The organism is Streptomyces regalis (genome assembly GCF_001509475.1).
In the GTDB taxonomy this organism is placed as follows: Bacteria; Actinomycetota; Actinomycetes; order Streptomycetales; family Streptomycetaceae; genus Streptomyces; species Streptomyces regalis.
Window position 1 is genome coordinate 71591 of sequence record NZ_LLZG01000036.1, and the last position, 23371, is coordinate 94961.

The window sequence follows — 23371 nt, forward strand, 5'->3', positions numbered from 1 at the left end:
TTGCTTCCAGATAGTAGAAAATAGTTTCCGCGATACGGAATTAACAAGATCGCGGGAATGTCATCGTCACGGAATTGCTCACCGCGGGGCGCGACGGGAGTGCGAATCCGACAGCCGAAGCAGGAGTACTCAATGGCTCGTATGACCGCTGCCCGAGCGGCAGTCGAGATCCTCAAGCGCGAGGGCGTCAGCAACGCGTTCGGCGTGCCGGGCGCGGCGATCAACCCCTTCTACGCGGCGCTCAAGGCCTCCGGCGGGATCCATCACACCCTCGCCCGCCATGTGGAGGGCGCCTCGCACATGGCCGAGGGCTACACCCGCACGCACCCGGGCAACATCGGCGTCTGCATCGGCACGTCCGGGCCCGCCGGCACCGACATGATCACCGGCCTGTACTCCGCGATCGGTGACTCCATCCCGATCCTGTGCATCACGGGCCAGGCGCCGACCGCCGTGATCCACAAAGAGGACTTCCAGGCCGTCGACATCGCCTCGATCGCCAAGCCGGTCACGAAAATGGCGGTGACCGTGCTGGAGGCCGCGCAGGTCCCCGGCGTCTTCCAGCAGGCGTTCCACCTGATGCGCTCCGGCCGTCCCGGCCCGGTCCTGATCGACCTGCCGATCGATGTCCAGCTGACGGAGATCGAGTTCGACCCGGAGACGTACGCGCCGCTCCCGGTCTACAAGCCCGCCGCGACCCGCGCCCAGATCGAGAAGGCGATCGGGATGCTGAACGCGTCCGAGCGCCCGCTGATCGTGGCTGGCGGCGGTGTCATCAACGCCGACGCCGTCGAACTCCTCGTCGAATTCGCCGAGTTGACCGGCACCCCGGTCGTCCCGACCCTGATGGGCTGGGGCCTGCTGCCCGACGACCACGAGCTGAACGCCGGCATGGTCGGCCTGCAGACCTCGCACCGGTACGGCAACGCCACCTTCCTGGAGTCCGACTTCGTCCTCGGCATCGGCAACCGCTGGGCCAACCGCCACACCGGCAAGCTGGACGTCTACACGGCCGGGCGGAAGTTCGTCCACGTGGACGTCGAGCCCACCCAGATCGGCAAGATCTTCGCGCCCGACTACGGCATCGCGTCCGACGCCAAGGCCGCCCTGGAGCTGTTCGTCGAGGTGGCAAGGGAGCTGAAGGCGGCGGGCAAGCTGCCCGACCGCTCGGCGTGGGCGGCCTCCGCACAGGAGCGCAAGGCGACCCTCCAGCGCCGTACGCACTTCGACGACATCCCGATCAAGCCGCAGCGCGTCTACGAGGAGATGAACAAGGCCTTCGGCCCGGAGACCCGGTACGTCTCCACCATCGGCCTCTCGCAGATCGCCGGCGCCCAGATGCTGCACGTCTTCAAGCCGCGGCACTGGATCAACTGCGGCCAGGCGGGCCCCCTCGGCTGGACGATCCCGGCCGCGCTGGGCGTGGCGAAGGCCGACCCGGAGGCGCAGGTCGTCGCCCTGTCCGGGGACTACGACTTCCAGTTCATGATCGAGGAGCTGGCGGTCGGGGCGCAGCACAAGATCCCGTACGTCCACGTCCTGGTCAACAACTCCTACCTGGGCCTGATCCGCCAGGCGCAGCGGGCGTTCGACATCGACTTCCAGGTCAAGCTGGAGTTCGAGAACGTCAACTCGCCCGAGCTGGGCGTCTACGGCGTCGACCACGTCAAGGTCGCCGAGGGCCTCGGCTGCAAGGCGATCCGCGTGACCGACCCGAACGAGCTGGGCGCGGCCTTCGAGCAGGCCAAGAAGCTCGCGCAGGAGTACCAGGTGCCGGTGGTCGTCGAGGCGATCCTGGAGCGCGTCACCAACATCTCCATGTCGACGACGAACGACATCAGCAACGTCGTGGAGTTCGAGGAACTCGCGACGGAGCCGGGTCACGCGCCGACGTCGATCAAGACGCTGAAGGTCTGACGCGGCGGACCTTACGCCACCGTCAGCAAGGGGCGGCCCAACCGAGAGGTTGGGCCGCCCCTTTGGTGTTCCCCCGTGCGCTGTTCCCCCGTGTGGTGCTCCCCCGTTCACGGGACCCGCCGCCCCCGTGCCGGCGGGCCCCGTGTGAGAAGAATGTGCCCGCGAGCGGCGGCGGTTGAAGCCTCTTGAACCAGGTTCAGAGCTTCATTTGAGGATTGCGTAGACGATCTACGGCGCCACGCGTACGCGCGCAGCACGCCGAAGAGCGCCGGGTACGGGACCGTCCGTACCCGGCGCTCTTCAGCCGGTGAGGTATTCGGTTGTGGCCGTCCGACGGTGCGAGGCTGGGCGCGACAGGACGTTCGCGCCGCCGGACGGAGTCTTGGGGGCTCGGGACCGCGGCGGTTGCGACGGCACCGGGGCTCCTTCCCTCAGGTCGAAGAAGGAGGCCGGGGCCTTCACCACCGCACTGGCTCGCACGCCGCCGCGGTCCTCGCGTTGCCCGCGCCCCGCCCGGGCGACCACCCCTCATCCGGGTCGCTCGGGCGTGCGGCGCGGGCGGTGCGTCCGTCTTGTGACTTACCGTCAGCAGACGGACGCCGCCATGGGGTTCAGTCCTCGCGCAGGGCGCGGACCGCCTCCTCCACGCGCTTGCCGTACTCCGGGTCGGCGGCGTGGAAGTGGGCCAGGTTCTTCTCGATCACGTCGTCGCGGGAGACCTGCGAGAGGCCGCCGGCGATGTTGGCGATCAGGCGGGACTTCTCCTCGGCGGACATCAGGCGGTACAGCTCACCGGCCTGGAAGAAGTCGTCGTCCTTGGTGTGCAGGGGCGCCTCGTGGGTGCCCGTGTGGCCGTTCACCGCGAGCGGGGCCGACAGCGGGCGGCCGGTCTGCACCGGGCCGTCGTAGGAGTTCGGCTCGTAGTTCTTCGCCGCGCGGCCCTGGGAGTTGCTCGCCATGAAGCCGTCACGGCCGTAGTTGTCGGCCACGGTCGCCTTGGGTGTGTTGACGGCCAGCTGGGTGTGGTTGACGCCCAGGCGGTAGCGGTGCGCGTCCGCGTAGGCGAACAGGCGGCCCTGGAGCATCTTGTCGGGGGAGGGGCCGATGCCCGGCACGAAGTTGTTCGGGGAGAACGCGGCCTGTTCGACCTCGGCGAAGACGTTGTCCGGGTTGCGGTCCAGGACCAGGCGGCCCACGCGCTGCAGCGGGTAGTCCTTGTGCGGCCAGACCTTGGTGAGGTCGAACGGGTTGAAGCGGAAGTCGGCCGCCTCGGCCGCCGGCATGAGCTGGACGTAGAGGGTCCAGGACGGGTGCACGCCCCGCTCGATGGCCTGGAGCAGGTCCGTCTGGTGGGAGTTCGGGTCCTTGCCCGCGAGCTCGGCGCCCTGCTCGGCGCTCAGGCAGCGGATGCCCTGGTTCGTCTTGAAGTGGTACTTGACGAAGAAGGCCTCGCCGTCGGCGTTCGTCCACTGGTAGGTGTGCGAGCCGTAGCCGTTCATGTGGCGGTACGACGCGGGGATGCCGCGATCGCCCATCAGCCAGGTCACCTGGTGCGTGGCCTCGGGGGCGTGCGCCCAGAAGTCCCAGACGTTGTCCGGCTCCTGACGACCCGTGAACGGGTCGCGCTTCTGCGAGTGGATGAAGTCGGGGAACTTGATCGGGTCCTTGATGAAGAACACCGGGGTGTTGTTCCCGACGAGGTCGTAATTGCCCTCGGCCGTATAGAACTTGACCGCGAAGCCGCGCGGGTCGCGGACCGCGTCCGCGCCGCCGAGGCTGTCGGCCACGGTCGAGAAGCGCAGGAACACCTCGGTCCGCTTGCCGACCGCGCTCAGGAAGTCGGCGTGGGTGAAGCCGGTGACGTCGTCGGTCACCTCGAAGTGGCCGTACGCGCCGGAGCCCCGGGCGTGTACCACGCGCTCCGGGATGCGCTCGCGGTTGAAGCGCGCCAGCTTCTCCAGGAGGTGCTGGTCCTGGAGCAGGAGCGGGCCGCCGACGCCGGCGGAGGCTGAGTTCTGGTTGTCGGCGACCGGGGCGCCGGACTCGGTGGTGAGCACGCGCTTCGACATCGTGGACCTTCCGTGCGATGGCACTTCCGTGCTGGTGGCAGCGGAAAACTCTTTCCGCTTGGTGGAGCCTAGAAGTGAGGGAATCTAGCGTCAACAGTTTGTTGAAGTTGATTCCGGGCGGCGCCCCCGCCTGGGCGCGACAGGACAAGTGTCAGCGGAGGCGCCGCCCGGAAGTCTCGGGGTGGGTCAGACCTGGGCGCCGGAGAGGCGCTCCACGGCCCGCAGCAGGGCCGAGTGGTCCAGGCCGCCGTCGCCCTGCGTGCGCAGGGACGCGACCAGCTGGGCGACCACGGCACCGACCGGAAGGGCAGCGCCGACGTTGCGGGCGGCGTCCGTGACGATGCCCATGTCCTTGTGGTGCAGGTCGATGCGGAAGCCGGGCTTGAAGTCGCGGTTGAGGAAGTTGTCCTTCTTGCGCGTCAGCACGGTCGAGCCGGCCAGGCCGCCGTTGAGGACGTCCAGCGCCGCCTTGAGGTCCACGCCCGACTTCTCCAGGAAGACCACGGCCTCGGCGCACGCCTGGATGTTCACGGCGACGATCAGCTGGTTGGCCGCCTTCACGGTCTGGCCCGAGCCGTGCGGACCGCACAGCACAATGGTCTTGCCGAGGGCCTCGAGGATCGGCTTCGCGGCGTCGAAGTCGGCCTGCTCACCGCCGACCATGATCGACAGCACGGCCTCGATGGCGCCCGCCTCGCCACCGGACACGGGGGCGTCCAGGACGCGGATGCCCTTGTCCTTGGCGGCCTTCGCCAGGTCGACCGAGGTCTGCGGGGTGATCGAGGACATGTCGATCAGCAGCGCGCCGGACTTCGCGTTCTCCAGGATGCCGTCGGGGCCGTAGGAGATGGCCTCGACCTGCGGGGAGGCCGGCACCATCGTGATGACGACGTCGGCGTCCCGCACGGCCTCGGCGATCGAACCGGCGGCCGTGCCACCAGCGGCGGTCAGGCGGTCCAGCTTGTCCTGCTCCAGGGTGAAGCCGGTGACGTCGTAGCCCGCCTTGATGAGGTTCTCGGACATGGGGGAGCCCATGATGCCGAGGCCTATCCAGGCAATCGCCGGGCGGGTCGGGTGGGAAGAGTCTGCGAGGTTGCTCATGATGGGGTGCCTCTCAAATACGGGGGGGGGGGGGTGTTCAGCGGGCGGCGCGCGCTTCGCGGGGCAGCCAGTCGAAGGCCTCGGCGCTCGGGCGGTCGCCCGGCTTGTACTCGAGGCCGACCCAGCCCTCGTAGCCCGCCTTCCTCAGCTGGTCGAGCAGCTCCTCCAGCGGGAGCGTGCCCGTGCCCGGCGCGCCACGGCCCGGGTTGTCGGCGATCTGGACGTGACCGGTCCGGTCCGCGTATGCGGCGATCACCTGCGGCAGGTCCTCGCCGTTCATGGACAGGTGGTAGAGGTCCATGAGGAACTTCGCGTTGCCCAGCCCCGTCGCCTCGTTGACCTTGTCGACGATGCCGACGCCTGCCGGGGCGGTCACCAGCGGGTACAGCGGCGACTCCGGCTGGTTGAGGGTCTCGATCAGCAGGATCGCGCCGATGCGGTCGGCCGCCCGGGCCGCGAGGGCCAGGTTCTCCAGCGCGAGCGCGTCCTGCTGGGCCGGGTCCACGCCCTCGACGCGGTTGCCGTACAGGGCGTTGAGCGCCTTGCAGCCGAGGGAGGCCGCGAAGTCCGCAGCCACGTCGATGTTGGCGCGGAACTTCTCCGACTCCTCGCCCGGGATCGACAGGGCGCCGCGGTCGGGGCCGGGCAGCTGACCGGCGTAGAAGTTCAGGCCGGTGAGCTGGACGCCCGCGTCCTCGATCGCCTTCTTCAGGGCGTCGAGCTCGGACTGCTCGGGGGTGGGGGAGTCGACCCAGGGCCACCACAGCTCGACCGCGGTGAAGCCGGCCGCGGCGGCGGCCGCGGGGCGCTCCAGGAGCGGGAGTTCCGTGAAGAGGATCGACAGGTTGACGTTGAAGCGCTGCTCTGCGAATCCCATGTGGGTCGGCGCTCCCTTCCGTTTGTCGAGATTCCGTATAGCGGAAGTTAGTTTCTGCGTACTGGAAGATTGCCGTTGTGTGTCCGAGCTTGTCAAGAGGGCTCGGCGGAAGGCGGTACCGCACGTTAGGTTGAGCGCGTGCGATTGAGAGTGGAGTTCACGACCGAGCCCTTCGACCTCGACGAGGCACCCGCGCACGCGCTGGTGGCCCGCGAGGTCATCGAGGCGGCCGAGCTCGATGCGGTGGACGTCGGCCCGTTCGGCAACACGGCCGAGGGGGGCACCGACGCCGTGCTCACCGCCGTGGACGCCCTGCTGCGCAAGACCCTGGAGGCCGGTGCCACCCGGATCTCGCTTCAGCTCAATGTGGTCGGGGAGGGCGAGGAGTGACCGGTACCGGGGACGAGCCCTTCATCGCGGCCGTGAAGCCGCTGGTCGACGCCATGGGCGGCGAGATCATCGCGCCGGACGAGGCCGGTCCCGAGGATGTCGTGCTCTCCTGGGAGGGTGCCGACGTCGTCGCCGTGCGCCTGCCTCAGCTGGCCGACTCCCTGGATCACATCCTGGCGGCCATGGAGCGCAGGAAGGGCAAGCCGCTGGCCGACCTGGACCGCAAGGCCAAGCAGGAGGTCGTGCGGATACTCGAGGCGCGCGGCGCCTTCTCCGTGCGGCACGGTGTGGAGACCGTGGCGAGCGCGCTCGGGGTGAGCCGTTTCACGGTCTACAACTATCTGAACCGTGAGAAGGGCGCCTGAAGCGCCCTACCGGGTTTCGTTACCGGGAATTTTCAACAAAGTGTTGACGTCTCGTCGTCGTAGGGCGTTAGCTATCGGCACGCCCGTTCAGTACGAAGGCCCTTCGCGGCCACGGAGGCTCCCGTGACGTCGAATTCCACGCCCTCGGGCCTGGCCCGGTTCAACGCCCTGGAGGAGCACGCGGCCCACGCCGCGCTCCACGAGGCGTGCGCCTCCACGGCGTGGGCGAAGCAGCTGCTCGCCGCCCGTCCCTACGCCACCGCCGACGCCCTCTACGCCGCCAGCGACGCCGCCATGGCCGAGCTGACCGCCGAGGACCTGGCCGAGGCGATGGCCGGGCACCCGCCGATCGGCCGCCCCAAGCCGGGCGATCCGACCTCGGCCCGCGAGCAGCGCGGCATGGCCGGCGCCTCCGAGGAGCTCAAGGCTCAGATGCTCGAACTCAACCTGGCCTACCAGGACAAGTTCGGCCACGTCTTTCTGATCTGCGCCACCGGCCGGACCGGCGAGCAGATGCGCGACGCCGTCAAGGAGCGGATCGGCAACTCGCCGGAGCAGGAGCGGGAGATCGTCCGCACCGAGCTGGGCAAGATCAACCGTATCCGGCTCGCCCGACTCGTCGAAGAGGACTGACCAAGCCATGAGCACCAGCACCACCGCCTCGGTGTCCACGCACATCCTGGACACCAGCATCGGCCGCCCCGCCGAGGGCGTCGCCATCCAGCTTGCGGCCCGCAGTGGCCGCGCCGCGGACTGGCAGGCACTCGGCGGCTCCGCGACCGACGCGGACGGGCGGTGCAAGGACCTCCCGGCGCTGCCGGAGGGGACCACACACGTACGGCTCGACTTCGCGGTGGAGCCGTATTTCGAGAAGAAGCAAGCCGATGCGCAGCAGGACGCCCCCGCGAATCGGGACAGCGGTGCCGTGTTCTTCCCCGAGGTGGCGATCACCTTCGCCGTGAAGCCCGGGGAGCATTACCACGTGCCGCTGCTGCTCAACCCGTTCGGCTACTCCGTATACCGAGGGAGCTAGCAGACATGCCCACGATCCTGGGACAGAACCAGTACGGCAAGGCCGAGAACCGAGTCGTAAAGATCACGCGGGACGGCGCCACCCATCACATCAAGGACCTGAACGTATCCGTGGCGCTGAGCGGCGACATGGACGAGGTCCACTACTCCGGCTCGAACGCCAACGTCCTGCCGACCGACACCACCAAGAACACGGTGTACGCGTTCGCCAAGGAGTACGGCATCGAGTCCGCCGAGCAGTTCGGCATCCACCTCGCCCGCCACTTCGTCACCTCGCAGGAGCCGATCCACCAGGCCCGGATCCGCATCGAGGAGTACGCCTGGGAGCGCATCGCCGCCTCCGACGCCAACTCCCAGTTCATCGGCGCGGACGAGGTCAAGCACTCCTTCGTCCGCAAGGGCCAGGAGACCCGGGTCACCCAGATCACCTACGACGGTGAGAAGTGGGAGGTCATCTCCGGCCTGAAGGACCTCGTCGTGATGAACTCGACCAACTCCGAATTCTGGGGCTACGTCAAGGACAAGTACACGACGCTGAAGGAGGCGTACGACCGCATCCTGGCCACCCAGGTCTCCGGCCGCTGGCGGTTCAACTGGACCGACGACGACCAGCGGATGCCCAACTGGGAGAAGTCCTACGAGCAGACCAAGAAGCACATGCTCCAGGCCTTCGCCGAGACCTACTCGCTCTCGCTCCAGCAGACCCTGTACCAAATGGGTTCGCGCATCATCAACAACCGCAGCGAGATCGACGAGGTCCGCTTCTCCCTCCCGAACAAGCACCACTTCCTGGTGGACCTGGAGCCGTTCGGGCTGAAGAACGACAATGAGGTGTACTTCGCCGCCGACCGCCCCTACGGCCTGATCGAGGCCACCATCCTGCGGGACGGCTGCGAGGCGAAGATCCCCATGGACCTCACCAACCTGTAAGCCTGCAACTCCATTTCGGCACCCGCGGCCGGGGCGGCTCCCACCCCGCCGGCCGCGGTACTCAAATCCCCCAGGGTCCTGCCGTGCCCTCTCGAACTCAGCACAACTCCCGTGAAAAAGGGGCGAATCATGGCAGCAGCCCAGCGCATCGTCATCGAGAACTGTTCGATCGCGACGGTGGACGCGAACGACACCGAACACGCCACGGGCCACGTCGTCATCGCGGACAACCGCATCGAGTCGCTCGGCGCGGGCAAGGCACCCGAGGGCCTGGAGAACGTCGTACGCCGTATCGACGCCACCGGGCACCTGGTCACCCCCGGCCTGGTCAACACCCACCACCACTTCTACCAGTGGATCACCCGGGGCCTGGCCACGGACCACAACCTCTTCAACTGGCTCGTCGCGCTGTACCCGACGTGGGCGCGCATCGACGAACAGATGGTCCGCTCCGCCGCGCAGGGCTCGCTGGCGATGATGGCCCGCGGTGGCGTCACCACTGCCATGGACCACCACTACGTCTTCCCGCAGGGCTCCGGCGACCTCTCCGGCGCCATCATCGGCGCCGCCCGCGACATGGGCGTCCGCTTCACCCTCGCCCGCGGCTCCATGGACCGCAGCGAGAAGGACGGCGGCCTGCCCCCGGACTTCGCCGTCGAGACCCTCGAGGGCGCGCTGGCCGGGACCGAGGAGACCGTCAAGCAGCACCACGACGCCTCCTTCGACGCGATGACCCAGGTCGCCGTCGCCCCCTGCTCCCCCTTCTCCGTCTCCACCGAACTCATGCGTGACGGCGCCGCGCTGGCCCGTCGCCTCGGCGTACGGCTGCACACCCACGGCTCGGAGACGGTCGAGGAGGAGAAGTTCTGCCACGAGCTGTTCGGCATGGGCCCGACCGACTACTTCGAGTCCACCGGCTGGCTCGGCGAGGACGTGTGGATGGCGCACTGCGTCCACATGAACGACTCCGACATCGCCGCCTTCGCCCGCACGAAGACGGGTGTCGCCCACTGCCCGTCCTCCAACGCCCGCCTCGCGGCCGGCATCGCCCGCGTCCCCGACATGCTGGCGGCCGGCGTCCCGGTCGGCCTCGGCGTCGACGGCACCGCCTCCAACGAGTCCGGCGAGCTGCACACCGAACTGCGCAACGCCCTCCTCATCAACCGCCTCGGCGCCCACCGCGAGGCCGCCCTGAACGCCCGGCAGGCGCTGCGCCTCGGGACGTACGGCGGCGCCCAGGTCCTCGGCCGTGCCGCCGAGATCGGCTCGCTGGAGCCGGGCAAGCTGGCCGACCTCGTGCTGTGGAAGCTGGACACCCTCGCCCACGCCTCCATCGCCGACCCGGTGACCGCGCTGGTCTTCGGCGCGGCGGCTCCGGTCACGGCGTCGTTCGTGAACGGCCGCCAGATCGTGGAGGACGGGCGGCTGCTCACGGCCGACGAGGACGCGATCGCCCGCTCGACGAGGGAAGAGGCACAGCGCCTGGCGAGGATCGCGGCGCAGGCGTGACGCAGGCCTGATACAGGCCTGACCAGTTGAAGATCTCCGGTCGGGAGGGACGGCTCCCGACCGGTGGCCGTGGACCCGAGCGGGGTCCATGGCGGCCGTCTCCGGGGCGCGCGTGGACGCGTGCGCCCCGGAACGGTCACCGTCCCCCGGTCCCGCACGACCGCGCACCACCTCCCTGAAACCCACGGCGGCCATGTCGCGCAGCCGTGTACCCGACCGGAGGAGAGCCGCAGTGTCCGCCCAGTCCGCTCACCCAGTCGACGAGAAACTCCCCGCCCTGAAAATGGCGACCACCGGTCTGCAACACGTGGCCGCCATGTACGCGGGAGTCGTCGCCCCACCTCTGATCGTCGGCGCGGCCATAGGCCTGACCGCCACCGACCTGACCTTCCTCACCGGCGCCTGCCTGTTCACCGCGGGCCTCGCGACCTTCCTCCAAACCCTCGGAATCTGGAAGATCGGCGCCCGGCTGCCGTTCGTCAACGGCGTCACCTTCGCCGGCGTCGCCCCGATGACCGCGATCGTCGCCTCCACCGAGGACAAGTCCGACGCCCTGCCGATCATCTTCGGCGCGGTCATCGTCGCCGGTTTCCTCGGCTTCCTGGCGGCCCCCTTCTTCAGCAAGGCGGTCCGCTTCTTCCCGCCGGTGGTGACGGGTACGGTCATCACCCTGATCGGCATCTCCCTTCTCCCGGTCGCCTTCGGCTGGGCACAGGGCCCCAACCCCGCGGCGCACGACTACGGTTCGGCGACCAACCTGGGCCTCGCGGCCGGGACCCTGCTGATCGTCCTGCTCCTGCGCCGCTTCACCACAGGGTTCGTCAAGCAGATCGCCGTACTGCTCGGCCTGGTGGCCGGCACGCTGATCGCGATCCCGTTCGGCGTCACGGACTTCGGCCCCGTCGCGGACGCGGACGTCATCGGCTTCCCGACGCCGTTCCACTTCGGCGCCCCGGAGTTCCAGCTCGCCGCGATCATCTCGCTGTGCGTGGTCATGGTGGTCTCGATGACCGAATCGACGGCCGACATGCTGGCGTTGGGCGAGATCGTCGACCGCCCGGCGGACGAGAAGACCATCGCGGCGGGTCTGCGCGCCGACACCCTCGGCTCCGCGATCAGCCCCCTCTTCAACGGCTTCATGTGCAGCGCCTTCGCGCAGAACATCGGCCTGGTGGCGATGACGAAGATCCGCAGCCGGTACGTCGTCGCCGTGGGCGGCGGCTTCCTGGTCCTGATGGGCCTGTGCCCGATGGCGGCGTCGCTCATCGCGGTCGTACCGCGCCCGGTGCTCGGCGGTGCGGGCGTGGTCCTCTTCGGCTCGGTCGCCGCGAGCGGCATCCAGACCCTGGTCCGGGCCGGCCTCGACCGGGACAACAACGTCCTGATCGTCGCCGTATCGCTGGCCGTCGGCATCATCCCGATCACGGCGCCGGAGTTCTACCACGCTTTCCCGGAGACGGCGAAGATCGTGCTCGACTCGGGCATCTCGACGGGGTGCGTGGCGGCGGTCCTGCTGAACGTGGTCTTCAACCACCTGGGCAGGGGCCGCGAGGCCGACGAGGTCACGGCCCCGATGGAACCGGTGACCACGCCATGAGGTTGGCGAACAGCTCGGCCTGCTCGATGGCGTCGTCCAGGGCGTGGTGTGTGTGCCGGCGCCGCGACAGCAGCTCGCGCGGCATCGTGCCCTTGGCCACCGCCCGCAGCGGCAGCCCGGCCTTCGTGGCGTAGAGCGTCTTCATGTCCAGGCAGTGCGAGTGGAGCGAGATCTGCGTCAAGCACTCATCCGGCGACATCGGACTGATCGTGATCCAGACGAAGTCGACCGCCCTGCCGGAACTCGCCTTCCTGCAGCTGGACATGACGATCCGGCGGGCGGCGGCCTAGGCACGGCACGGCAACACACGCTCGCCCCGGCCGAACTCCGCGAGTCCTGCCAGGGCGAGCCGTACCGCTGTGCCGGGTCAGCGAGTGAAGGTGACCCGGTGCTCCTTCAGGGCGCCGCAGTTGGAGCCCGTCACCTGCACGTACACGTTGTTGATGTGACCGCCCCAGTCGACGCAGTGGGCCTTGCCATAGACGTAGGTCGGTCCGGCGTACGACGTGTACAGCCCCCAGTCCTCGTCCGCCTCCTCGGTGTCGGGGACGTAGACCCACGCGGACATCTCCAGGGCGGTACCCGGGTTGTTGCGGATGGTCGCCACGCAGTTCTCGCCGTTGGAGGCGTTGTACGTCAGGTAGACGGTGCCCAGCGAGCCGATGGGCGCCGAGTTCACGGTCTTGTAGCCGCTTCCGCAGACCTTCTGCGGTGTGGTGTTGGGCGCGGCGGAGGCGGGCGCCGAAAGGGCGGCCGTGGTCCCCACCGTCAGGGCCGCTAACGCGGCGGCGGACAGGACGGAACGCGCGTATCGCATATTTCCCCCTGGTATCCATTGGAGATGGTTGCTCCTGCATGGTGTGACCCACGGGGTATGCGAATGGTTGTGCGGAGTTCTGCCGCGTGGTGTTGAAGAGCCCGGACGCCAGTCCCGCGTCCTCCGCGCCTACAGGCCGAACAGAGCGGGGTCCGAGGCGAGTTCCTTGAAGTACTCCCGCGGATCGGCGACCAGCCTGCGCTCCTTGAGGTCCAGCAGCCCTCCGACCCCGGTGACCTCGGCTGCAACGGTGCCGTCCGTCTTGCGGATCGTCTGCTCGATGCGGAACGTCTTGCCGCTGCCCCAGTCGAAGGCGCATGTCACCTCGACCTCGTCGCCCGCGAGCAGCTCCCGCCTGTAGCGGATCGTGGTCTCCAGAGCCACCGGGCCCACGCCCCTGCTGATCAGGCCCGTCTGGCTGATCCCGGCGGCCTGGAGCAGGGACCAGCGGGCGTGCTCCGCGTAGTTGAGGTACACGGCCTGATTGAGGTGCCCCTGCACATCCGTCTCGTACCCACGGACGGTCACCGGAACGGAAAACGGCTCGGTCACTACTTCCCCTTCGCGTGCCACGCTTGCTCGTCGTTCCGATCCTGACATGTGCCCTCTACATCCGTCGCGGGGAAGCCAAGAGATAGCGCGCTCTTGTACGGGGCTCGGTGTGCTCGCCGACCTGCCAGCCGGCCTTCTCCAAGGTCGCCGCACAGGCATGCAGCGCGTCGATGCCCGGCTCGTGTACGGCGACCGCCTCCGGCTGCGGCGTCGCCCGGACCCGGTATCCCTCGGCCTCCGGCTCCGGATCGGGCCCTGCCGGACGGTGCCCGGCCGCCTCCAGGGCGAGTGCGGCGGCCTGCACCAGATGAGTACGCTCCCACCCGCACGGCCGGTCCGTGGCCCCGTCCGGATTGGTCATCCGGCGCAGCTCCAGCAGGCCCTGCCAGGCGCCACGAACCTCACGCAGCCGGGCCGGTCCGGCCCCCGGGGCGCCCTCCTCACCGCCGATCCGCGCGGCGAACACCCCGGTGGCCGCGGGAGCCCCATGCTCCGGAGGCGCCGTCGGCTCGGCCTCCCGTATGCGATGCCCTGCCGGCGTCAGAAAGTGATCGTGCGGCGGCCGCGGATGCCGGAAGGCGAGCCCCCGCTTCACCAGCGCCGCGAGCTGCGCCTCCGTACCCCTGAGCCGTCCGGTGACGGGATCGGCGGCGTCGATGACACGCCGCTGAGCTGCGGTCGGTGGTCTGGTCACGGCGTGCTCCTTTCGGACGCGGGGGATCGGCCCCGTCGGCCCCGGCCCATAGCCATAGCGGCCAAGGCACCGGCACCATGCCGGCCAAGGCACGGCCCATGCCGGCCAAGGCACCGGCCGGCCCCGTCCTGGCCAAGCACCGTCCCCATCTGCTGGAAGGCTACGACCCGGGTCTGACATTCCACCCGGCGATCACGGGCTGCCCGTGCTCCGTGCCCAGCCGGCCCACCGCCCCCGTCGCCAGCTGGAACAACGCCCCGTCCGCCGCCGGCAGTCCGAGCCACCGGGCCGTGAGCACCCGCAGGAAGTGCCCGTGCGCCACGAGCACTACGCACCCCTCGCGGTCGGCGAACGCCGCGTCCACCTTGGTCAGCATCCGGTCGGCGCGCTCCCCGACCTGCTCCACGCCCTCCCCGGGATGGTCGGACGGCCCGGGCACGACCCCGTCCTTGAACAGGAACCACCCCGGTCGCTCGCGCTGGATCTCGACGGTGGTGACCCCTTCGTACCCGCCGTAGTCCCTCCCCCAGAGGGGGCACCCCCACGCGCAGATCCGCGTCGACCCGTACGTCGTTCAGCCCGATCAGCTCGGCGGTCTCCCGCGCCCGCTGCAACGGGCTGACGAACGTGGCCCCGATCCGATGGGACCGGATCAGCGGCACCAGCCGCCGCGCCTCCTCCCGCCCGTGTCCGGTCAGCGGCACGTCCGTCCAGCTGGTGTGCCGCCCGGACCGCGACCACTCGGTCTCACCGTGCCGGACCAACAAGAGATCACCCACGTGCGTGGCCCTTCCCGCTCGCCTCCCGGCACCGTGCCACACGGTTCCTGAGGCCCGCAGGGCGGACTGGGCCGGACGGCCGTCCGAGACTCCCGGGCGGCCTCAGATCCCCGGGAGACCCTGTACCGACTGCGCGAGTTGTCCGACCGCGACGACGAGCGGGGCCACGGGCTGGACGAACTCGTTGAGGCGGTCCAGAGCACGCCGCACGACGCCGGGCTCGGGCTGCGGCTCGTCCAGCTCCTCGCGCAGGCGGCGCAGTTCCCGGGTGGTGCCATCGGGATCGGCGAGTTCCGTGCGGTGCTCCTCCAGCAACCGCTCGACCTGCGCCAGGAGTTCGGCCGTCCGTCCGGAGTCCTGTTGCTGGAAGGAGACGGAGCCGGAGAACGCCTGGGCGCCGCGCCCTACGGCCTGGTTGCCGACGTAGTGGGTGCCGCCGCTGATCATGACCCCCTCGTTGACGGGAGGATCGTGTCGTGCGCCGTCTCGTGCGTCGTCGTCGCGCATGAGGAGGACCCCTCTACTTGTCGGATCCGCCGGCGGCGCTCATCGCGGCCGCGCCGGACTGCTGCGGGATGTTCTGGGTGGCGGTCGCCCCGGTGCCGATCGCCTGGTTGCCGATGATGCTCGTCCCGCCCTGCTGGATGACGCCCTGGTTGAGGATGGTCTGCTGCTGGGCTCGGAAGTCGGTGGTGTCATAGCCGTGCGAGTCGAGGAACTCGCGGATGGCGGCGAAGACGTGGCGCTGCACCAGGGATGTGATCCGCTCGGCGTCCACGACCTGGAAGTAGTTGTGGTAGTCGGGGCTCAGCGCCATCTCCCGGATGCTCACCCGGGCGCCGTAGTCGTAGACCGGGTCCTGCTCCATGGCCTTGATCTCGTCCGCCATCCGCTGGTTGTGGCGGGTCTCGAAGCGGGCGTGGCGTCCCGCCCGGAACGGCGCCCCGGCGAACGCTCTGCCCGTGCGGAGGAGAGCGTCGATCAGCAGTCCCCGCTTCGCCTCGGGAGTGAGGGGGCCGCGCAGGCGGTCCACGACGTGGTAGTCCGCGCGCACCGGGCCGAGCACGTGGTTGCTGATGTGCAGGTGGAGCGTCCTGCCCACGGTCGAGAAGTGCAGGAACACACTCGGCACCACGTCGCCGCCCCACAGCGGCACATGGATCGCCAGGTAGTGGCGCACCGTGCCGGTCGGACGCCGCATGATCTGCTCGACCGCCTCGGCCGGCAGCCGGGTGGCCGGGGCCAGCGTCGTGGGCCTGATGAACCGGTCGTCGTCCCCGATGGTTGTGCCGCTCGCGAAGACCCGGTCCTCGATGCGGAGGGAGCCGAGAGTCTCCTCGCCGGACGTCGTCGTTCCGTCCAAGGCGCCGCCCGCGGCGACCGCCTGGAGCTGTTCGCGCACGTGGTCGACGAGTTCGGTGACGGTGAACGGCCGGGGCTCGGCGGGGCGTGCCCTCATGCCGGCGGGGTCGTCGGCGGGCAGGAGCGGCACGGTGAGCGGCCACTTGGAGCTGCTCGCCGCAAAGCCGATGAAGGGGGTGTACCCGCTGTACACGGTGGCGTTTCCGTCCCTCGCCTCCTTGATGGCCGCGAGCCGGTCGGCGATCCACTTCCGCCGGGGCACCGTGGGGCGAGGCTGTCGGGCGAACGTCTCGCGGGTCATGGTGGTGCGCAGCAGCCGGTCGACGTCGAGCTCATGGCGTACGACCGTCACGTACGCGAAGGCCACCGCGCCGAGGGACGTGAGCGCGGCCGGTATCCCGGCCAGATAGGCGCCGAGCAGCCAGCTCACGAATCCGGGCACGGGCAGCAACGAGAGGATGACGGCGAAGTAGAAGGCGAGGAGCACCACCACGCCGGCCGCGATCCCGGTGCGCACCAGCACTTTGCGGTCGGGCTGGCGGTGGCCGCGCGTGGCCAGGCTCGGCTGGGAGCCGGGGCGCCCGGTGATCCCCAGGAACATCAGGGAGAAGACGAGCCACAGCGGCGCGACGACTGCCACGCCGGCGAAGGCCGCCGTCAGCCGCAGATCGCGGCGGTGGCGGATCTCCTGGGCCGTCAGGCAGTGGCGCACCACCGCCACCAGATCGACGTCGGGCGAGGGTGCCACGGCGCTGGCCTCGTCGGCCAGGACGTCCTCCACCACCCGGTCGGCGAAGCCTTCGTCGACGTAGGCCGCGGCGCACAGATACCGGGTGACGTCACCCGGCGCGCTCCCGACCGGCATGTGGACCTGCGGGGTCGTCATGGCGAGCCCTCCTGCTTTCCTCCGACGGAGCGAGGCCGTCGCGGCACCGACGGTCCTTGTGGCACGTGTCCCCGGCAGCCCGTCGGTCAGGAGCGCGAGCAGTACGCCGGCCACCAGGCCGAAGACGAGGGCCGAGAGCGTCAGGTTCTTGAGCAGGGTGCCGAGCGGTGCGAACTCCACATCGGAGACGAAGGCCTTGAGCATGCCTAACCGCAGCAGGGCCTCGACCTCGGACGCCAGCACACCCACGGCGAGGCAGCGGATCCAGCCCGCCCCGCGGGCCAGGAGCCGTGCCGCGAAGAAGGCGAGCCCCACGAGCAGCAGCAGGGTGCCGACATCGTCGACGACCAGAAAGGACACGCTGTCGTACGCTTCGGAGGAGTACTCCCAGCCAGGGACGAACGCCGCCTGGGCGATCGTGCGCAAGGTCTCGTTGCCGACATCCTCTATGTAGAACTTCTCTACGTAGAAGTCGCCGTACGGCCGCTGCACCCAGGGGCTGCCCGCGACGAGGACGACCAGGAGCAGCAGCGCGACACGGCCGCGTAAGAACGATGGTGAGCCTGACGCACTCCGACGAGACAAGAACACCTGGGGTTCCCCCATCCCCCGATCCCGGAGATCAGTGGCCGCACCCTATGCCATTCCCGCTCTCCGCGACCGCGAATCCGCGAACATCGTCGGGCCCGACGACTACTGCCGGTACCCGCTCAGGAACCGCCCGATCCGCCCGATCGCCGCCTCCAGGTCGTCCGCGTAGGGGAGCGTCAGGATCCGGAAGTGATCGGGGGTCGGCCAGTTGAAGCCCGTGCCCTGGACCACCTGGATCTTCTCCCGCAGCAGCAGGTCCAGGACGAACTTCTCGTCATCGTGGATCTTGTACACCTTGGGGTCGAGGCGCGGGAACGCGTACAACGAGCCTTTCGGCTTCACGCACGACACACCGGGGATCTCGTTGAGCTTCTCCCAGGCCACGTTGCGCTGTTCGTACAACCGCCCGCCCGGCATGGTCAGCTCGCGGATGGACTGGCGGCCCCCGAGCGCGGCCTGGATGGCGTACTGCGCGGGCGCGTTGGCGCACAGACGCATGGAGGCCAGCATCGTCAGGCCCTCCAGGTAGTCCTTCGCGTGCTGCTTCGGGCCGGTGACGACGAGCCAGCCGGAGCGGAAGCCCGCCACCCGGTACGTCTTCGACAGGCCGCAGAAGGTGAGGACCACGAGGTCGGGGGCGAGGGCGGCGACCGAGTGGTGGACCGCGTCGTCGTACAGGATCTGGTCGTAGATCTCGTCGGCGAACACCATCAGGCCGTGCCGGCGGGCGAGGTCGAGGATGCCCTCCAGGACCTCCTTGGGGTAGACCGCGCCGGTCGGGTTGTTCGGGTTGATGATGACCACCGCGCGCGTGCGGTCCGTGATCTTCGACGCCATGTCGTCGAGGTCCGGGTACCAGTCGGCCTGCTCGTCGCAGAGGTAGTGGACCGCCTTGCCGCCGGCGAGTGTCGTCACCGCCGTCCACAGCGGGAAGTCCGGGGCGGGGATGAGGATTTCGTCGCCGTCCTCGAGCAGCGCCTGTACGGCCATGGAGACCAGCTCGGACACGCCGTTGCCGAGGAAGACGTCGTCGACGCCGACCTCCAGGCCCAGGGTCTGGTACCGCTGGGCCACGGCCCGGCGGGCGGAGAGGATGCCGCGTGAGTCGGTGTAGCCGTGCGCCTGGGGCAGCATCCGGATCATGTCCTGGAGGATCTCCTCCGGCGCCTCGAAACCGAAGAGCGCGGGGTTGCCGGTGTTCAGGCGCAGCACACTGTGGCCCGCCTCCTCCAGCGCGTTCGCGTGCTCGATCACCGGGCCGCGGATCTCGTAACAGACCTCGCTGAGCTTGCTGGACTGCCGGAACTCCATGCGCTGCTGCCTCTCCGGTTTCGTGTGTTGCTTGGTTTTACCAAGTTCGAGCTTGGAAAGTCCAACAACTTGTCTAGACTGCGTCGCATGTCACCTCGCCGAAGCTACGACCAGTACTGCTCTGCCGCCCGCGCCCTCGACGTCGTCGGCGACCGCTGGACCCTGCTGATCGTCCGGGAGCTGCTGGCCGGCCCGCGGCGCTACACCGACCTGCACGCCGACCTGCCGGGCGTCAGCACGGACGTACTCGCCTCACGGCTGAAGGACATGGAGCGGGACGGGCTCGGCACGCGGCGCCGGCTGCCGCCGCCCGGCGCGGCGTACGTGTACGAACTCACCTCCCGGGGGCGGGAGTTGCTGTCGGTCCTCCAGGCGTTGGGGGAGTGGGGCCAGGCCGAGCTCGGCGAGCGGCGGCCCACCGACGCGGTGCGCGCGCACTGGTTCGCGCTGCCGCTGCTGCGGTCGCTGGAGGGGGAAGGGCTCGTCGAAGTCCGCCTGGAGGAGGGGAACTTCCACCTGTACGTCGGTGCCGAGGACGGGCCGGTCTACGGCGACGGGCCCGCCCCCGGGGAGCCCGATGCGCGGCTGGTGCTGGACTCCGGGACGTGTGAGGCGGTCGCGCGGGGGGAGCTGAGTGTCGCCGACGCCGTGCGGGACGGCCGTATCGACGTGACCGGTGACGGAACCCTCGCCAAGGTGCTGCGGGAGGGATGACGAAAGGGCCCGCTGCCGAGCGCAGCGGGCCCCTTGGCGAGTTGGCGAGGTGTCAGGCCCCCGGCGGCACCCGCGTCGGCCGACCCGCGCCGCGCGTCAGCGCATAGCCGCCGACACCCGCGAGCGCGGCCAGCATGCCGCCGATCCCGGTCCACACCCACCGGTCGGACCACCAGCCGGACGCCCAGCCGCCGCTGGGTTCGAGGCTCGCGAGCAGCGCCTCCTTGGTCGACTCCTCCTCGCCGCCCTGGGAGATGGCGCCGGCCCCCGGCACCAACGGCTGAGCCAGCGACCCGTCCACCGCCGCCGCCCCGCCGATGTCCTCGGAGTCGACCCGTACCTCGGCGTCGACCGGCAGACCGAGGTCGGACGTGGCCAGGTTCACGACCGTCAGCCGGATGTAGTACGTGCCCGGCAGCGGGTCATTGGCCCAGGGTTCCGACCAGGCGTGGACGGTACGCAGCACACAGGCCAACTCCACGGACGAGGCTCCCCCAGAGGGGGTACCCCCAGCCGCGGCCGTGCGCGTCTGTGCCCCGTACTGGCAGGCCTGGCGGCGACGCAGGCCGTCGTACACGTCGATCTGCCAGGTCTCGGCGGCGTGCGTGTCCGGCAGCTTCACCGTCGCCTTGACGGTGGGGCGCTGTCCGGCGTCCGCGGGGAACGACCAGTACAGGTAGTCGCCCGTGGAGGCGCTCGCGGTGGCCGTCTGCCCCTGCTCGATCTCGGTCGCCGTACGGAAGGAGGTGCCCGCCTGGGTCGGCGCGCCGGAGTCCTCCGACGGGCTCGGCGACGGCGACGAGTCGGCGACCGCCGGGGTGACCGCAAGGCCGAGCATCAGCGCCGTGGCGCTCAACACGCGTGTGATCCGCATCAGTTGGTCCTCCAGACCGCGACCCGCCAGCGCGACAGCCAGCCCCAGACGAGACCGGCGAGGAAGCCGGCGAGGATCAGCGCACCGAGCAGCCACCAGCCGCGCCCGAGGCCGAAGGAGGCCACGTCGCTCGACTGCGACGGCCCGTCGACGACGTCGACCGTCAGCTCCAGCGGCAGTCCAGGCGTGGCCTGCACGCCGGAGCCCGCCGAGAAGGAGTGGGTGACCTGGAGGCAGACGGTCTCGGCGGTCGCGGTGTCCTCGTCCTCGTCGTCGCTCTGCGCCTTCGGATAGCGCAGACCGGTCGAGATGACGTCCGTACGGCCGTTGCCCGCCGCCTCACCGCGTACGATCTCCCGGCCGCGCGCGGTCTCCGCCCGCAACAGCACCCCGTAGGAGGGGCTCACGGCCCGGTCGGCCGACACGCTCACCGAGGCGCGCAGTTCCTGGCCGGGCTCGACGTCCACGCGGTACCAGCGCTGCTGCCCGAACTCCTCGCGGTCGGTGTACAGACCGGACTTCAGGGTCGGCGCCTTCGCACACTGCTCCGCGCCCGTCGTCGCGACCGGCGTCACCACCGGGTCGGCCGCGCGGTCCACCAACTGGTTGACCTTGTCGGCGAGTTCGTCGGTGTGCTCGACCGAGGTGAACGTGCCACCGGTCGCCTCGGCGATGCAGCTGAGCTGCCGGCGCAGCTTGGTGTTCGGGACCAGGCCGAGCGTGTCGATGGTCAGGCCGATGCCCTTGGCGGCGATCTCGCGGGCCACCTCGCACGGGTCGAGCGGGGCGCAGGTGTCCTCGCCGTCGCTGATCAGCACGATGCGCTTGGAGCCCTCGCCGCCGTCCAGATCCTCGGCCGCCTTCAGCAGCGCGGGACCGATCGGCGTCCAGCCGGTGGGCGTCAGGGTCGCCACCGCCGTCTTGGCCTCGGTGCGGTCCAGCGGGCCGACCGGGTAGAGCTGCGCGGTGTCCTTGCACCCCGTCTTGCGGTCGTCGCCCGGGTAGTTGGCGCCCAGCGTGCGGATACCGAGCTGGACCTCCTCGGGCGTCGCGTCCAGCACCTCGTTGAAGGCCTGCTTCGCCGCGGCCATCCGCGACTGGCCGTCCATGTCATTCGCCCGCATCGAGCCGCTGACGTCGATCACGAGATCGACTTTCGGGGCGGTGGCGGTGGTCTCGTCGGCTACCGCCCCGGCCGGGAAGGCTATCCCGGCCGTGAGCGCGGCGAGCAGGGCACAGACCCCGGCCGTCAGCCGTTGTGTTCTGATCATCGGCGGATCTTATTGATCAGAGGTGCTCCCCTTCAAAACGAGATCAGAACACCTGCCGGACCACCCGTCAGCGCACGTCGGTGACCAGCGGATTGGGCAACTCGGCCCACTGATCCCCGGGCGTCCCGGGCGACAGCCGCATCAGCGTCAGCGCCTTCGTCGGCAGTGGCTCCTCGCGCAGTGCCGCGAGATCCACGGTGCCCGGCAGATCCCGTACGACCGACTCCAGCGCCCCGCGCAACGCGGCCGCCGAACCCGCCGTACCCGCCAGCGCCCCGGCCACCAGCGAGCCGAACAGCTTACGGCGCAGGGTCGTCACGTCGTCCGTGACGATCCGGCCGGTCAGCTCCGGTATGGGGATGCCGTGCCGGGCCAGCCGGGCCGGACCGACCCGGATGTCGGCGAGGTCCCGGTAGACCAGGCGTACCGGGGAGCCGCTCGCGGACAGCACCACCAGCAGATTCTGGCCGTGCGCCTCCAGCGCGACCCCCAGCTCCAGCAGCCGCAGCCCCACAGTGAGGGCGAGACGCGCGAACTCGGCCAGCCACGCGGGCTTCTCGGGCAGCTCGGTGGTGGCGAGCGCGGCCACCGGTACGACCCGCTCTCCGGGCCCCGCGTACTCCTGCGGCGACTGGCGCAACACCGCGGCGAGATCGGGCGAGTTGGCCGTGGCGGCCCCCAGCGTGCGGGTGATGTGCAGCAGCCCGTCCGTCCGCGCCGCCAGCGCCTCCGCGAAGTCCGACACCGTGGCCGACAGAGCGATCGAGTACACCGAGATGTCCCGCACCGAGGACGTCAGCCGGGCACTCAGCGCGGTCTTGACGTGCGGGCCGTCGGGGAGGGCGAGCGTCCGCAGGGACATCAGCGGGTGCGCGGCGATTCCGTCGCCGTAGGGATCGCAGGGGCGCTTGAGCACATGCTCGGCCTGCCACGGATGCACGGGGATCAGCAGCCGCTGCCCGTCCCGCATCCCCTCCGGCCACTCGCCCGTCACCAGGCACTCGTCCGCCCGCACCGGCACCAGCCCCAGCGTGACCACCGGCCGGTGCTCGGGCCCGTACGCCAGCTGCTCGGCGACCGAGAAGCCGGGCCGGGAACGGCAGTTGGGATGGAACGGATGCCCGTCGACCACCCGCTGCTCCCACTCCCAGTCACACAGCGGCCACTCCTTCGAGTGAGCGTCCCGCCCGGCCCCCTGCCCGGCCCGGGACAGCGCCAACGAGGCGACACTGTGGCCGAGTTCGGCGGCGAAGGAGGTGCCGTGCGGTACGGAGAGGTCGGCGAGCAGCCGGGCCGGATCGTCGTACGACGTCCCGTCGAGCCGTACGGCGGTGACGTACGCGGTGGTGGCGTACGGGTCCGCGTGCGGGCCGTGCAGTCGGCGGCCGTCCGAGAGGCGCAGGGTGAGGCCCTCCGGGCCCGGCTCGCGCCGGGCGACCCAGGGCAGGGGCTCGTGCGCGAGGGCACGCCACAGCCGGGTCAGCACCGCCGCCCGGGCCCCGGGGAGCTCGGCCGCGTACCGCGATGCGAGGTGGGGGCGTACATCGGCAAGTTCGGCGGCGACCTCGGCCTCGGCGCTGGGGGGACGGTGCACGGGCGGGCTCCTCGGGTACGAGTAGGGCGTCGGAGCAGGCACCGACGACAGACATACTGATCGTCTTCCTGCCTGAACGGACCGTAGAGACCGTCCTGAGCGGACGTAAGACCCGTCCCGGACGGACCGTAGAGAACGA

The 23371-nt window shown here is 70.0% G+C and carries 23 protein-coding genes and 1 pseudogene; 10 read left to right on the plus strand and 14 right to left on the minus strand.

Annotated elements, in window-relative coordinates; translation table 11 throughout:
• The first annotated feature begins 132 nt into the window (after positions 1 to 132).
• Complete coding sequence (gene gcl, locus ADL12_RS07660) at positions 133 to 1917, plus strand: glyoxylate carboligase (protein WP_062699899.1); 1785 nt, start codon at positions 133 to 135, stop codon at positions 1915 to 1917.
• A gap of 611 nt (positions 1918 to 2528) precedes the next feature.
• On the opposite strand, the gene ADL12_RS07665 is transcribed toward gcl, so the two are convergent.
• From ADL12_RS07665 to ADL12_RS07675, 3 genes are all read right to left on the minus strand, one after another.
• Positions 2529 to 3986 carry a catalase gene (locus ADL12_RS07665; protein WP_062699901.1) on the minus strand — a complete coding sequence of 486 codons (1458 nt, stop codon included), beginning with the start codon at positions 3984 to 3986 and terminating at the stop codon, positions 2529 to 2531.
• Between the two features lie 186 nt (positions 3987 to 4172).
• Positions 4173 to 5087 (minus strand): 2-hydroxy-3-oxopropionate reductase, encoded by a 915-nt coding sequence (locus ADL12_RS07670; RefSeq protein WP_062699903.1) that lies wholly within the window; start codon positions 5085 to 5087, stop codon positions 4173 to 4175.
• A 37-nt stretch (positions 5088 to 5124) separates the two neighbouring features.
• A complete protein-coding gene (locus ADL12_RS07675; RefSeq protein WP_062699905.1) occupies positions 5125 to 5964 on the minus strand; it encodes a TIM barrel protein in 840 nt (279 codons plus the stop codon).
• A gap of 138 nt (positions 5965 to 6102) precedes the next feature.
• Between ADL12_RS07675 and ADL12_RS07680 the strand changes: the two genes are divergently transcribed.
• From ADL12_RS07680 to ADL12_RS07710, 7 genes are all read left to right on the plus strand, one after another.
• Complete coding sequence (locus ADL12_RS07680) at positions 6103 to 6354, plus strand: YkoF family thiamine-binding protein (RefSeq protein ID WP_062699907.1); 252 nt, start codon at positions 6103 to 6105, stop codon at positions 6352 to 6354.
• Entirely contained in the window at positions 6351 to 6719 is a 369-nt protein-coding gene (locus ADL12_RS07685) for a helix-turn-helix domain-containing protein (protein WP_062699909.1), read from the plus strand. The genes ADL12_RS07680 and ADL12_RS07685 overlap by 4 nt, the downstream gene beginning before the upstream one ends.
• Before the next feature lie 123 nt (positions 6720 to 6842).
• Positions 6843 to 7352 carry a 2-oxo-4-hydroxy-4-carboxy-5-ureidoimidazoline decarboxylase gene (gene uraD, locus ADL12_RS07690; RefSeq protein ID WP_062699911.1) on the plus strand — a complete coding sequence of 170 codons (510 nt, stop codon included), beginning with the start codon at positions 6843 to 6845 and terminating at the stop codon, positions 7350 to 7352.
• A 7-nt stretch (positions 7353 to 7359) separates the two neighbouring features.
• Positions 7360 to 7752, plus strand: coding sequence for a hydroxyisourate hydrolase (uraH, locus tag ADL12_RS07695; protein ID WP_062699913.1), 393 nt, complete (start codon positions 7360 to 7362; stop codon positions 7750 to 7752).
• Between the two features lie 5 nt (positions 7753 to 7757).
• Positions 7758 to 8681 (plus strand): factor-independent urate hydroxylase, encoded by a 924-nt coding sequence (gene pucL, locus ADL12_RS07700; RefSeq protein ID WP_062699915.1) that lies wholly within the window; start codon positions 7758 to 7760, stop codon positions 8679 to 8681.
• A 129-nt stretch (positions 8682 to 8810) separates the two neighbouring features.
• Positions 8811 to 10190 (plus strand): 8-oxoguanine deaminase, encoded by a 1380-nt coding sequence (locus ADL12_RS07705; RefSeq protein ID WP_062699917.1) that lies wholly within the window; start codon positions 8811 to 8813, stop codon positions 10188 to 10190.
• Between the two features lie 193 nt (positions 10191 to 10383).
• A complete protein-coding gene (locus ADL12_RS07710) occupies positions 10384 to 11787 on the plus strand; it encodes a nucleobase:cation symporter-2 family protein (protein WP_062699919.1) in 1404 nt (467 codons plus the stop codon).
• On the opposite strand, the gene ADL12_RS07715 is transcribed toward ADL12_RS07710, so the two are convergent.
• Positions 11753 to 11932: a hypothetical protein gene (locus ADL12_RS07715; RefSeq protein ID WP_062699921.1), complete on the minus strand. Its 180-nt coding sequence runs from the start codon at positions 11930 to 11932 to the stop codon at positions 11753 to 11755. The genes ADL12_RS07710 and ADL12_RS07715 overlap by 35 nt on opposite strands.
• Here ADL12_RS07715 and ADL12_RS53795 point away from each other — a divergent pair.
• On the plus strand, positions 11931 to 12077 hold the full coding sequence (locus ADL12_RS53795; protein WP_159053103.1) for a hypothetical protein: 147 nt from the start codon (positions 11931 to 11933) through the stop codon (positions 12075 to 12077). The two genes, ADL12_RS07715 and ADL12_RS53795, sit on opposite strands and share 2 nt — an antisense overlap.
• Before the next feature lie 77 nt (positions 12078 to 12154).
• Here the strand turns inward: ADL12_RS53795 and ADL12_RS07720 are convergent, their stop codons facing one another.
• From ADL12_RS07720 to ADL12_RS07750, 7 genes and pseudogenes are all read right to left on the minus strand, one after another.
• Positions 12155 to 12604, minus strand: a complete 450-nt coding sequence (locus tag ADL12_RS07720) for a hypothetical protein (protein WP_062699923.1) — start codon at positions 12602 to 12604, stop codon at positions 12155 to 12157.
• A 129-nt stretch (positions 12605 to 12733) separates the two neighbouring features.
• Positions 12734 to 13156, minus strand: coding sequence for an acyl-CoA thioesterase (locus tag ADL12_RS07725; protein WP_062699925.1), 423 nt, complete (start codon positions 13154 to 13156; stop codon positions 12734 to 12736).
• A 55-nt stretch (positions 13157 to 13211) separates the two neighbouring features.
• Complete coding sequence (locus tag ADL12_RS07730; protein WP_062699926.1) at positions 13212 to 13850, minus strand: hypothetical protein; 639 nt, start codon at positions 13848 to 13850, stop codon at positions 13212 to 13214.
• A gap of 160 nt (positions 13851 to 14010) precedes the next feature.
• A pseudogene (locus ADL12_RS07735) lies at positions 14011 to 14629 on the minus strand (histidine phosphatase family protein).
• A 102-nt stretch (positions 14630 to 14731) separates the two neighbouring features.
• Positions 14732 to 15136 carry a DUF5955 family protein gene (locus ADL12_RS07740; protein ID WP_062699928.1) on the minus strand — a complete coding sequence of 135 codons (405 nt, stop codon included), beginning with the start codon at positions 15134 to 15136 and terminating at the stop codon, positions 14732 to 14734.
• Between the two features lie 13 nt (positions 15137 to 15149).
• Positions 15150 to 17468 carry a hypothetical protein gene (locus ADL12_RS07745; RefSeq protein ID WP_062700028.1) on the minus strand — a complete coding sequence of 773 codons (2319 nt, stop codon included), beginning with the start codon at positions 17466 to 17468 and terminating at the stop codon, positions 15150 to 15152.
• A gap of 102 nt (positions 17469 to 17570) precedes the next feature.
• Positions 17571 to 18779 (minus strand): pyridoxal phosphate-dependent aminotransferase, encoded by a 1209-nt coding sequence (locus tag ADL12_RS07750; protein WP_062699930.1) that lies wholly within the window; start codon positions 18777 to 18779, stop codon positions 17571 to 17573.
• Between the two features lie 87 nt (positions 18780 to 18866).
• Between ADL12_RS07750 and ADL12_RS07755 the strand changes: the two genes are divergently transcribed.
• On the plus strand, positions 18867 to 19493 hold the full coding sequence (locus ADL12_RS07755) for a winged helix-turn-helix transcriptional regulator (RefSeq protein ID WP_062699932.1): 627 nt from the start codon (positions 18867 to 18869) through the stop codon (positions 19491 to 19493).
• 52 nt (positions 19494 to 19545) lie between these two features.
• Here ADL12_RS07755 and ADL12_RS07760 read toward each other — a convergent pair whose 3' ends face one another.
• The 3 genes from ADL12_RS07760 to ADL12_RS07770 all read right to left on the minus strand — a co-directional run bounded on the left by ADL12_RS07760 (position 19546) and on the right by ADL12_RS07770 (position 23232).
• A complete protein-coding gene (locus ADL12_RS07760; RefSeq protein WP_062699934.1) occupies positions 19546 to 20367 on the minus strand; it encodes a hypothetical protein in 822 nt (273 codons plus the stop codon).
• Positions 20367 to 21638 carry a VWA domain-containing protein gene (locus ADL12_RS07765; protein ID WP_062699936.1) on the minus strand — a complete coding sequence of 424 codons (1272 nt, stop codon included), beginning with the start codon at positions 21636 to 21638 and terminating at the stop codon, positions 20367 to 20369. Before ADL12_RS07765 ends, ADL12_RS07760 begins: the two co-directional genes overlap by 1 nt.
• A gap of 67 nt (positions 21639 to 21705) precedes the next feature.
• Complete coding sequence (locus ADL12_RS07770) at positions 21706 to 23232, minus strand: IucA/IucC family protein (RefSeq protein WP_062699938.1); 1527 nt, start codon at positions 23230 to 23232, stop codon at positions 21706 to 21708.
• Positions 23233 to 23371: the final 139 nt, after the last annotated feature.